The organism is Klebsiella sp. 4_1_44FAA, from assembly GCF_000238715.1.
Lineage (GTDB): Bacteria > Pseudomonadota > Gammaproteobacteria > Enterobacterales > Enterobacteriaceae > Klebsiella > Klebsiella pneumoniae.
In genome coordinates this window covers 720,089-731,915 of sequence record NZ_JH414798.1, presented here as the reverse complement: position 1 = coordinate 731,915, position 11,827 = coordinate 720,089, and the positions used below count along the sequence as shown (strand labels likewise).

At 45.9% G+C, this 11,827-nt stretch carries 9 protein-coding genes and 2 pseudogenes; 3 read left to right on the top strand and 8 right to left on the bottom strand.

The window, feature by feature from the left end; all coding sequences use genetic code 11:
* Positions 1-348 (top strand): IS3 family transposase (locus HMPREF1024_RS22170; RefSeq protein ID WP_009307667.1); only part of this gene is annotated, 348 nt, incomplete at its 5' end.
* A 29-nt stretch (positions 349-377) separates the two neighbouring features.
* On the opposite strand, the pseudogene kexD reads toward HMPREF1024_RS22170, so the two are convergent.
* The 3 genes and pseudogenes from kexD to HMPREF1024_RS0125625 all read right to left on the bottom strand — a co-directional run.
* A pseudogene (kexD, locus tag HMPREF1024_RS0125630) lies at positions 378-2,838 on the bottom strand (multidrug efflux RND transporter permease subunit KexD); the annotation flags it as partial.
* A gap of 37 nt (positions 2,839-2,875) precedes the next feature.
* Positions 2,876-3,760 carry an ABC transporter six-transmembrane domain-containing protein gene (locus HMPREF1024_RS22175; RefSeq protein ID WP_004151176.1) on the bottom strand — a complete coding sequence of 295 codons (885 nt, stop codon included), beginning with the start codon at positions 3,758-3,760 and terminating at the stop codon, positions 2,876-2,878.
* A 229-nt stretch (positions 3,761-3,989) separates the two neighbouring features.
* Positions 3,990-4,379: a transporter gene (locus HMPREF1024_RS0125625; RefSeq protein ID WP_004184323.1), complete on the bottom strand. Its 390-nt coding sequence runs from the start codon at positions 4,377-4,379 to the stop codon at positions 3,990-3,992.
* A gap of 282 nt (positions 4,380-4,661) precedes the next feature.
* On the opposite strand from HMPREF1024_RS0125625, the gene HMPREF1024_RS22180 reads away from it, so the two are divergent.
* A complete protein-coding gene (locus tag HMPREF1024_RS22180; protein WP_021312473.1) occupies positions 4,662-5,366 on the top strand; it encodes a response regulator in 705 nt (234 codons plus the stop codon).
* Positions 5,363-6,424: a HAMP domain-containing histidine kinase CrrB gene (ccrB, locus tag HMPREF1024_RS22185; RefSeq protein WP_009307663.1), complete on the top strand. Its 1,062-nt coding sequence runs from the start codon at positions 5,363-5,365 to the stop codon at positions 6,422-6,424. The genes HMPREF1024_RS22180 and ccrB overlap by 4 nt, the downstream gene beginning before the upstream one ends.
* On the opposite strand, the gene HMPREF1024_RS22190 is transcribed toward ccrB, so the two are convergent.
* The 5 genes and pseudogenes from HMPREF1024_RS22190 to HMPREF1024_RS22205 form a co-directional block, all read right to left on the bottom strand.
* Positions 6,421-7,356 (bottom strand): ATP-grasp fold amidoligase family protein, encoded by a 936-nt coding sequence (locus HMPREF1024_RS22190; protein WP_004148636.1) that lies wholly within the window; start codon positions 7,354-7,356, stop codon positions 6,421-6,423. The genes ccrB and HMPREF1024_RS22190 overlap by 4 nt on opposite strands.
* 237 nt (positions 7,357-7,593) lie before the next feature.
* The gene (locus HMPREF1024_RS22195; RefSeq protein ID WP_009307662.1) at positions 7,594-8,631 is read right to left on the bottom strand and encodes a S66 peptidase family protein; all 1,038 of its coding nucleotides are present in this window, start codon (positions 8,629-8,631) and stop codon (positions 7,594-7,596) included.
* Positions 8,632-8,809: 178 nt separating this feature from the next.
* The gene (locus HMPREF1024_RS22200) at positions 8,810-9,172 is read right to left on the bottom strand and encodes a TonB family protein (protein WP_009307661.1); all 363 of its coding nucleotides are present in this window, start codon (positions 9,170-9,172) and stop codon (positions 8,810-8,812) included.
* A gap of 781 nt (positions 9,173-9,953) precedes the next feature.
* A pseudogene (locus HMPREF1024_RS31640) lies at positions 9,954-10,269 on the bottom strand (hypothetical protein).
* Positions 10,270-10,688: 419 nt separating this feature from the next.
* A complete protein-coding gene (locus HMPREF1024_RS22205; protein ID WP_009307660.1) occupies positions 10,689-11,165 on the bottom strand; it encodes a GNAT family N-acetyltransferase in 477 nt (158 codons plus the stop codon).
* Positions 11,166-11,827 lie beyond the last annotated feature (662 nt).

Here is an 11,827-nt window from a genome sequence, read left to right as displayed (position 1 = left end):
TGCGATGCCCTGCAAATGGCGCTGTGGCGGCGTAAGCGGCCAAAAGGGGTTATAGCCCACAGCGACCGGGGTGGTCAGTACTGCTCAGCAGATTATCAGGCCCTGTTGAAGCAGCACGACCTTCGGGGCAGCATGAGTGCAAAAGGCTGCTGCTATGACAATGCCTGCGCGGAAAGCTTTTTCCACACGCTGAAGGTAGAGTGCATCCACGGTGAGCGTCTAATCAGTCGCGATGATATGCGTACGATGGTATTTAATTACATTGAGTGCGATTACAATCGCTGGCGTCGTCACAGTGCCTGTGGCGGCCTCAGCCCGGAACAATTTGAAAATCAGAATCTCGCTTAGGCGCGTGTCCATATTACGAGGAGAGGATCAATGCGTATGGCAGGATATCCCTGATAGCGTATCAGTTGCTGCGGTGCAACATTCCACGAAAGCGTCACAAAAGTGGATAATGGAAGCATCTGCCCCAGACGGTTTTTAACAGACAAAGCCAAAAGTTGTTCAGGCTGCATCCGGTATGGCGCATCCGCCTGGACGATTACCTGCTGAACCCGACCATTATTGGTATAGTCATTAACATAATTGGAACCTGCTGCAACGGAAATGGTTTGATTTATTTCATCAAACGAAACCCCCATGGCTTCCGCTTTTTCCCTGTCGACATGCAGGGAAAGGCTTGTTCCCTCACCAAGTCCATCAATATAGACATCGGCAAGGTGAGGATTATGATTTGCCTGTACAATAAGCTCATCGGCCGCCTTTTTGAGTGCCTGATAGCCTTTCCCCCCTCTGTCCTGTAAATAATAAGTGAACCCGGATGAGGTTCCCATATCAGAAATAGCCGGAGGCAGCAGACTCATTGTTACGGCGTCCGGCACGTTTGCCATTTGGGACCGAATATGGTCAGCTTCTTCCTGTGCCGTGGTTCCTTTGCGTTGTCTCCAGTCCTTGAGGGTGGTGAATGCCATGGCCGAATTTTGGCCTGACCCTGAAAAACCAAATCCCAGAATCATAATGTTACTTTCTACCGCCTGCCGATGGGCGATCTCCTCTTCAAATGTATCGACGACCTTAAGCGTCCGCTGCATCGTGGCATCAGAAGGAAGCTGGATTGAGGACATAAAATAACCCTGATCTTCATCGGGTAAAAATGATGATGGTAAGGTGGACAGCCCGGCAAACAATGCCAAACATAATGCAGCGTAGATCATCATCATACGGCCAGTACGCTTCAGTACAAATCCCAGACCAGTGGCGTAAAACGAAGTCAGGCGATGAAAGTGAGCGTTAAACCACGCTGAAAATACGCCGCTTTTACCCTGATGAATACCATGTGGTTTGAGCAGGGTTGCACAAAGCGCAGGCGTTAACGTCAGCGCCAGGAATGCCGACAGTAAAATGGATATCGCCATCGAAATGCTGAACTGTCGATAAATAATACCCACAGAACCGCTGGCAAAGGCCATTGGTATAAACACCGCAGTGAGCACCAGCGTAATACCAATGATTGCCGGCGTAATTTCACGCATCGCTTCTCGCGTTGCATCCTGTGGAGACATTTTTTTGTCTTCCATCAGTCGTTCGACGTTCTCCACCACAACAATAGCATCGTCAACAATAATCCCGATGGCCAGTATCATTCCAAACATGGTTAAAATATTGATGGAATAACCGCTTAATAGCATTACGGTAAATGTGCCGAGCAGCGCCACGGGTGCCACAATCGCAGGAATAAGCGTACAGCGTATCTTGTGAAGGAAAAGCAGCATCACGAAAAAGACCAGAACCATGGCTTCAACAAATGTCTCAACTACCTTCAATATCGATAGCTTTACAAATGGAGCCGTATCGAAAGGCACGGTGAATGTCATTCCCTCGGGAAGCACACCGGACAGTTCTGTTAACCGCGCGCGGATACCCGACGCAGTACTAATCGCATTTGCGCCAGGAGACAACTGAATGGCGGCAGCCGTTGCAGGCACGCCATTTTCACGGATGCCAAAATGCGTAACTTTGCAACCCGGATTCCACGCGGGCAACGTCTGCCAGTGTCACCCGGGCGGCTGAGACCTGTGATTTAATCGTGATATTGCGAAATTCTTCAACCGAAGAGAGCTGCCCTTTTACCGTTATTGGATAGGTCACCTCTTGACTGCTCGTCGCGGGTTCATCTCCGGTTCTGCCCGGTGAAACAATCACGTTTTGTTGACTGATGGCGCTTAATACATCCGTAACAGAGAGCCCATAGCTGTGTAATTTCATCGGGTCCAGCCATATGCGGAGTGCCTTTTCTCCGCCAAAAAGCTGGACTTTACCTACACCAGGTACGCGACGGAGTTCATCAGTAACATTCCTTGCAAAATAATCGCTTAAGTCAGCTTCCTGATAGGCTCCGCTTGGCGATTTTAACCCCACCATCATTAAAAAACCGGAATTAGCTGCCTCAACATTTATCCCATTCTGTCTTACCGACTGCGGCAGGCGGGATTCCACAATTTTAATTTGGTTTTGCAGATCCATCTGGGCGAGTTTGATGTCGGTGCCGGGTTTGAAAGTTACCGTAATTGACGCCATCCCTGTCGTGTCACTGGAAGATTCAAAATAGAGTAAATTGTCAACACTCGAAATTTCACGCTCGATCAGAGACACGACGGATGTGTTCATCACTTCCGGGCTAGCTCCAGGGTAACTCACTGAAATGATAATACCGGGTGGCGCAACTTCAGGGTATTGCGCAACCGGTAAACGAGGTATGGACAACAGTCCCGTCAGAACAATAAACAGGGCAATAACCCATGCGAAGATGGGGCGCTCAATGAAAAAGTGCGGCATCAGGTGTACTTCCAGTCAACATACAAAGGGTAAAAGTTCAGCATGGTTTTCCTGATAAAGAGGTCTCATCGTCAGTCGAAACCCGTTTACCGATATCCCTGAGCTGGGAAAATTTCTCAAGAAGTTGTGGTGCGTCATCAAGGCTTGTTGCAAACATCCACATATAGGTCATGACGGAATAAATATGTCCGGCATTAATTCCGGATTCCATGCTCATCCTGATAATGGTCATGGAAAAGAGAGCAGAAACCAGAAGGCCTATTGATAAATATCCCCATGCCTCTCTGTCGGATAACACCACGCGCAGACGAGCAAGTGTGTCATAATGTCGCTTAAGAGCACCAAAAGACGCCTTATTAACATAATCGACCTCTTTCTCAAGGCGATTATTCAGCCGTCTGTAGAATGTCTCATTTTTGCTGGCATAGCTTGAGACAAAACACATCAGTATTGCCACGATGATCAAACAGGCTATACCTGTCCAGAATTCAATCCATAACAGCATAATTGCTGCGCCGAAAAGGGAAATGATCGAGGTGATCAATACGGGAAGGTGCAACTCGAAGAAATCTACAAATTCACGTGATAGAGTGACTCTCGCAGCAATAGTCGAGTGATTAAGTGAATATTTTCGCTGGGATAATACTACAGTCACAGCAAGACTTGCGTAGATACGTGCAAACGTTCGCGTATCGACACTACGTCTGGCGGCTCCCATGCACCACATGAACAGAACCATCAGGCCATAAAGAGCCGCATGTGACGTCTGTCCGCCCAGGATGGCATTTATCGCCATGCCCGCCAGAACGGGGTAGAGCAGGAATGCAACGTTTTCAGCAATAACCAGCATGAAAGTAATGCACAATTTCTTTCTGTGCCGCCAGGCAAGTCTCTTAAGTGAGATAGCAACCCCGGGGGCCATAGGTTTGTCGTTGCCTTTATAAATCATGATAAATTATATTAAACATCTGTGTGTAAAGGGTTCTGCAGTTGGTTTATTATGTCAGCTAAGTGAAACGAGACAGCAGAACAGAGCAGTCATAAATCCATGTGCTAAGTGTAACGTGATGATGTCAATCGTGAATGGATGTTTTATGGAGGATATGTGTACTCACTCCTGAGGTTATGTATCATATTGACATTGCATAATATCAAACCATTCTTATACATAAACATAAAGGTAGTCCGCAAAAGAAAACCATTAAAAAAAATTCATAATAAAAAACAAAATCATAGATATCTGGAAAAGTATTCAAAAGCAGATGTAATACAATGATGGTGTGTATAAACAGTAAAACCAGACCGAATGTTATTGCAATGAAGTTTTTAAAAACTCCAGGTTTTTTCTGAATAATAAATGATAATGCTGTAATGATTATCAAAACACGAATCAGTAAAGATGAGGGTAATGTTGATTCTACTTTTTCATTAATTGAATGCACAAGGTAAAGCCAGGTAGATAGCAACCCATATGAAACGATGCAAAATAAAAGTGAGGCCATCAAATTCTCGCGCCGGAAAAAACATTTAGTCAGCACCATAAAACTCCTTAGACAAAGTACATATTGCATGCACCACTTAACCTGGTTGTAGATTATCACTTAGCGATGTTGATTAATTATTTATAAAATGTGTAGTGAATATGGAGAGTGAGTCTGGTAAAATTTTAAGAAAATTTCTTGATGAACTTTTCCAAAAAGTACCTGTCAAAAGACATCAAATTGAAAATTAATGTTTGTAATTGAGTTAAAGAGCTTTAAGCATGACGATAAAAGTGCTTTCAGGGTAAAATGCATGTTGTCATCAGCACTGTGGAAGAAAATATGAACAACAACAATCTGATTATCGTCGCAGAAGACGATGATGACATCGCTGCCATACTGACAGGCTATTTACGTAAGGCAGGTATGAAAACCTTAAGAGCCGAAGACGGTGAGCAGGCAATCAATCTTACCCGTCTGAACAAGCCTGATCTCCTGCTATTGGACATCCACCTGCCCGTGTACGATGGCTGGAATGTTCTCACCACGTTAAGAAAGGAAACGAATGTACCGGTCATCATGGTGACAGCACTGGATCAAGACGTTGATAAACTGATGGGGCTACGGCTCGGGGCTGACGACTATGTGATAAAACCCTTCAATCCATCTGAGGTTATTGCCCGGGTTGAAGCTGTGCTTCGCAGAACCAGACCGGTTGCAGAGTCTACACATTCACGGCCTTTAAGAACGCCTTTTTTAACGATTTATCCTGATGAGTTTTACGTTGAAATCACTGCACAAGGTGAGGTTTCCACGCCAGTATTAACCACCACTGAGTTTAAGCTTTTAACCTATTTGGCGAGAAACCCGAGAAAAGTCTGTTCACGTGAAGAGTTACTCGATGCGTGTTTACCTGAGGGAGACTCGCTGGATCGTACTGTAGACAGTCATATGAGTAAACTTCGGAAAAAGCTTGAACATGCCGGATTGAAGGGCGTTCCGGAAAGCATCCGAGGATTAGGCTACCGGTTGGGTGACAAAAAATGAACAAAGAAACGATTCTGAGCCGTCAGATTTTGACATATATGTTGTTGTTAACGTTTGTAATTATTGCCATTGCAATACTCGGTTCCTACTTATTTTATAGTTTCCTGATTTATTACCTGCCGGGTGGAATGAACGAAGGTAGTGAAGATGCTATGACATTCCTTGACTGGATGTGGGTTCTGATGGCGTCCATTACCAGTCTGGTCGTTGCACTTTTCTTTACCGTAAAGCTGTCTGCAAGAATATTCAACCCACTGAATGACGTTGCATACAGCCTGAAACAAATCTCTCAGGGAAACCTTAGTGCCAGAGCATTTAACAGCAGTTCTAAGTTGGGAGAGATGAATAGGCTCGTCAATGACTTTAATGAGATGGCTGAAAAGTTACAGACGCTGGATGCGCAGCGAAATTTATGGAATGCTGCAATTGCTCATGAACTCCGGACGCCGGTGACTATCTTACGTGGGAGGCTTCAGGGACTGGTTGACGGCGTTTTCGAACCAGAACCGTCGTTATTCAGAAACCTTCTTAAACAAACTGAAGGTCTGACCAACTTAATTGAAGATCTCCGCGTCGTGAGTTCTTCAGGAGGCGCAGGGTACTCCTTGATGCTGAGTGAAGTCGATCTCAAGGCCACGATTTCAAATGCGCTTGATACCTTTTGGCCGGACTTTGATAAAAAGCATTTCAAAATTGTCACTGAGATTAACCAGCAGTATTGCGTTTGCGATCCCTTACGCATTATTCAGTGCCTCACCGTTCTTTTTGACAATGCCTTAAAATACTCCACATCACAAACGCTGTTAATAAAGAATGGTATTACAGGAAACGATAATTTTATTATCGTTCAGGACCAAGGACCTGGAATTCCTGAAGAACTCCAGAAGTCCTTATTCCAGCCTTTTCAGCGAGGAGAATACGCCAAAAATATTAATCCAGAGGGCTGTGGTTTAGGGTTGTCGGTAGTTAAAGCCATTATGTGCGCCCACGGTGGAGACGTTAGCTATAGTTTAACACCAGAAAATGGCTCACTTTTCAAACTCTCATGGCCTGTTTAAGGGCATGAATACACAGGCTCGATCGAACCTGTTTTAGCAAGAGACAGATCCCACATACTGCCGAGTTTTGCGTCCCAAATTGATGGGGTGATTTTAAGTTTGCCTCTTTTGGGGCTTAATGTTATTTCGCTGAAATAGATATCATCTCCTTTTAGCATAAGATCGACGCGGCAGTAGTCTATTTCTTTTGCTAAGTCCTGGGCGGCAATAACGGATTTATGAAATGATTCTGGTTCATCAACCGGCAATGGCGTGTTTGGGTATTCCATCTGAAAGGGTTGTAAATTCCACGCTCTGTCATAAACGTTAATGAATTCGTTTCCATCGCTGTCAGTAAAGTCGGCCTCGATAAAACATGCCACACCGTGAAAGCAATGTATTCTTATCATTTCCGGAGTTATATTCCGGTGTTTACTGGAAAATAGATCCAGATACATTTCGCATAGGATCACGGGTGGTATGTTTTTATACTGCCATTCTCGGGTCGTATAATACATGTTCTTTTTAAGAGATAGTTTTAATTTGCTTTTAACCTTAGCGGGATCAATATTCGTTTTATCCGTGCATATGACCGCGCTACCACTATCATGATTGCATTTCAAAACAAATTTTGAGGGAAGTTTGTCGAAATCAATATCATCAACTCTATTATAAACACCTACTAAAGGAATAAGCTTAATTAAATTAGTCCGTTTCTCAACATACTGCCTGACCAGAAGTTTATCAGCAAGCAATGTATAAAATGGGTTGTGGATAAATAAAATGCGATGGCAAATTTTCTCATTAAGCGTTACAGGGTTGAGTAAATCCGGATATGTGCCAGATATTTCTCTTAACCTGTCTGCATGAAATGAAATGTCATTAGTCAAAATTGTTCTGCATTTTCTTAACAAATATTCAATGTATTTGATTTGATAGTTTATTTTGTTCATAACGCCTCCGGTTCAGAAAGGAAATTCTGACAGAGGTTTGTTGATTTTATTTTTTGCAAATTATGGAGAGTATATGGACCGACTTGCTTCTTTATTAACAGAAATTAATCCGGACCATTGTCCGCGCCTTGCACGAATCGGAAAAGTTAACTGCACTGAAGATCCGCTCTGAACGAAGAGCGGATCTTCAGTGCAAAAGAACAGCAAGGCCCGCCTTTATTATTAATAATGCCTTATCTACAACTGCTGAGTTACCCAGCTACCATTTTCAGCGAAAAATACCGTCGCATCGGCTCCATTGACCAGGGATATTTGAGGAGGTATGTGGCCAATATCAACATCATACAGTACGGGCACGGCAATATTCTCAAAAGCGGCTTTAAGGGCATCCAGATAATTATGTTTAGTCGGGTCGCTTACGTCGGGTGCAGCACTTCTGCCGATAAGAACACCATTTAAGTTATCAAACCAACCCTGTAATCGTAAGCTAAATAATGCGCGTGTTAATTCACAGGGAGCCATTTCCACATTTTCAAAATAGAGGATTATTCCTTGAGGGCTATTGCTCGCCTTGAACAAGGGCACATTCCCGAATGGTGTACCTGCTAACCTGGATATTATTTCGAGGCAGCCGCCGATCAGTTTCCCGCTAAATGTCAGAGAAGATGTAACACCATCAAGGCGTTTCCACTGTGTTTTTTGGGTCAGATTGAAACCTCCGTCTGACGCTGTTCCCCATTGATTTTCATCCGCTTGAAATGCTGTTGAAGAGTACTGTTTGATTACAGTTCCCCGATTCGATTCCAGAATTTCCCATACGGCCTGAGTGGTGGCATCTAACTTTTGAGCGCCAAGATCCATGAGGTTTGGCCCATGCAAAGTAGCCCAGCCCGATATCATCGTCAGTGGGAAATGAAGTGTACTCAGATCTGAAAAGCCCACAAACCATTTTGGTTTAGACCGGGACAACAGATCAAAATCAATCAAATCAAGCAATTCCATCGCCAGATCACCGCCCCAAGGTGGCATAACAGCTTTTATATCTGGGTCAGTAAGATAAGACATTAATTCTTCAACGCGGGAAAATTTAGTGGCGCTTTTATTTTTGTGCTGCAAGCGTAAGCAGCGTCCTTCGCGGACCTGGTAACCTCTTTTCTTTAGGTTTTTTATGGCGAGTTCCAGTCTGGGATGCAGATGTTCAGGTACGCCAGAAGAGGGAGCGGTTACACCAATAACATCTCCTGGAGCCAGCCTGGGTGGAAAGAGGACACTCATGGATAAATCCTTTTCAGAACATATAGAATTCCATAATCCATAATTAAAGCCAGGATGTAAAATTAACAGGCGAACACTCCGCTTGTTTTTTCTATGAGCCTTTAAAAGGTCTGCTCATGGCACCCAAGGGACTTTACCGGCGTAGATGATGCGTCAGGCAACTAATCCTCAAAAGTGCTTACTGCTTATTCGCGGGACCGCTGGCTGATTTGGGTTGGATCATGACGACTACTCTTTTAGCTATTCCCGGTTTCCCCTTTTCAAAGCGCCATTTACTCATCATTTTCTCGATGATTTTATGTTCAAACTCCGGAGTCGTTGTCGATTCCAGTATCTTAACATTCTGAACTCTACCATCTGAATCAACATCATACTGAATCCGCAGAGCATTCGGCAGGAGGTTTCCGTTATTATCATGAGTGGTAATTGCTGTCTTTGCAGAGGAAATGCTGCCTGAAGGTGTGCTGGCGCTGGCCGGTATACCGGCGCAGAGTGCCAGGAACAATGGCAGAATCAGGGTGAATAGTCTGATAGCTTGCATAAATCGTCCGAATTCCAAAATTAACCATGAATCTTCACGTTACCAACGGTGCGAGTGACAGGCTGCCAGATGAAATGATCAGTGAATACCGCGTCTTCAGCTGCAATCCCTTTGACCTACTTACCAGGCGCTTCGTACCACATCCATTCCCGGGGTCGTTTCGCTATCAGGACTAGTGGGAGCTGAGCGAGTATATCAACGATTCTTTTGCCAGCTGCCAGCAGCGCTATCCGGTTCGTCGGGGAACATGACCGAGCTAACACCCTCAAGTGATTAGCATTTATTCGCGTCCCGCGCTGAAGACGTTCAGCTAATCCTTTTTGACTTCTGTGTTCGGGATCTACCGCGGTTGCGACGTTAAGAGGGTGTTCTCCGCGGGCTTAGCGGCAGCTTGCTGCTGATGCTAAGGGGGAGATTCTTCAGTCATTTCTGCGACACCGGGGAACTTAACCCGGAAGCGGCTGAACATAGCGCCAGCAGGGAGGATCCCGGATAGCTGTGCGTGACGCCTTATCCCGGCTACGCTGTTGTGCCGCTCTTGTGGCGTATTTTTGCCGGGTGGCGGCTGCGCCTTACCCGGCCTACAAAAAATCGCTAGCTGACTGACTGGCTCGCGCCGCGTTGAGTGTTACATAGTGATGCCAGGTCTTCCTGCTCCTGGCATTGAGCGGACAAACCAGATGAGCCAAAGGTCCGCCATGAGCGAGGAGCGGAAGTTTGCCACGCCCACAACTACGTTACTAACATTGAGGTGTCGTAATCAACGGAGAGCAGGTCAAAGTCATTTTAGCTGCATCAAGGGATAAGAGTTCGTGGTACTGGAACCGTCAGTATAGAGCTCGGTAATAATTATTTTTTTACCTATCAATAGAATATTTGACTGTACTGTCCGCAGGATCATCCCGCCAGCGACCGGTGCTGTCAGGGTTATCAGATGCCCACATAACCTGATCACCTATAAGTTTACACTTTATTGCCCAACGGGTGCCATCGTTCTGTCGGATATAATGTACGTAGGCAATACCTGATTCCACTTTATCCAGTTGCATGATCTTATGGTCACGGCCAAACATCGCAGCAGAAGCCGCCTTGCAAATCTGACCTACCGTGACTTAAGAAGCCTGTACCGGCGCAGTAAACACCAGTGGAACAAGAAGTGAAAGTTTTTTCATTCGGCTCAATCCATTTTGTTTATTTTCAGGAATAACGCTAAATGTATATGTCGGCAATCTAAAGCGTTTCTTGACGCTAATCTAGTGTTGCGATGGCAGGATTGATTAACTTAGTCCCTAGCGTAATCTCATGCTCTGCCTGATTGCCAGCTTGGCTCCTTTGGCACACTCCACATTGCGATTCATACAGAATGTTGTTAGCCACTTCCACACTTGAGCACAGAAGAAATTCATGCTCAGCAAGGTCCGGGCGGTGCAAAGAGCGGACGTTAATTTTGAAGCTTTTAAGATCTACCTGCAGTGGTAACTGGGCATATTGATCATTGCGATTAGACAGCGAACCACTATCCCAGGAGATTTATAGACATTTCCATGCAGCGCAGTTCAACCTGCGCCAAGGCAGAGGGATACATGCTTTCCTGCATAAGTTTGAAACCATGTTTCTCATAAAAAGTCTGGGCATTAGGTGTTGAGGACAAAGTCAATTGCTCAAAACCACGTCCACGAGCTTCACTTTTGATGGCTTCAATAATCTGACTACCTAAACCTTTACCTGTATATTGAGGTAGCGTAAATACAGCCTCAATACTTCCTGTAGATAGATCAAGATAGCCTGTAGCTAACAGTCTGCCATCAGGGGCAGCAACAACGAAAAAAGGATTCACTACAATGGCGTTCCTGTAGCTCTCAGGCATTTTTTCCGGTGTCCAGGCTGCAATAACCGCATCATCATAACTACTCTTACATCCGTAACGTATAGCCTGATTTCGAATGTTCCAGCATTCTTCTGCCTCCACAGGCACAGCAAGTCTGATCTTCATACCTTTTCCTTGTACGTTTTATTCTGCGAACCATTTACATCTATCATAAAAATTCTAAAGCATACCCATCAAATTTGAGTGAGGCGGCAACGTCCGCTCCTGGCACACAGCAGACATGAAATTCTGGAATAGCATTCGTGCATTTACAACATCGAGATGCTTCTGAAAGCCGCGTCAGCGGCATGACAGCGCCAGCAGAGAAAATCCCGGATGGCGGCGCATGGCGCCTAATCCGGGCTACGCTGTTGTGCCGTTATTCTGCCTGGTGACAGCTACGCCTTACCCGGCCCGGTGATTTGGCGCTCAATTCGCGCCCTTCGTAGGCCCGCGCAAGCGTAGCGCCGCCGGGCAAGGGCAGCGGGTGCGGAGCCGCTTTTGGCCGGGTGGCGGCTGCGACTTACCCGGCCTACGGTCCGTGCGACTTGTCGTTAATTTATTCACCATTGTTGCTGAAACTGCCGGTGTTGCGGCCTCAAAATCGCTGAGACGTTCCCGGAAGGCCGGGGCAGCCCGCATGGATGCGGGCTGAGGGCCGTGTTTTGCACGGACGCTGCCTCGGCCCGACCCGAAGCCTGCAGGGATAAGTCGAAGGGACCGCGTAGCGGCGATTTTGCTGGCCGGAGCCCGGGGGTACAGGGGGCGGCGGCGACGTGGCCGCCCCC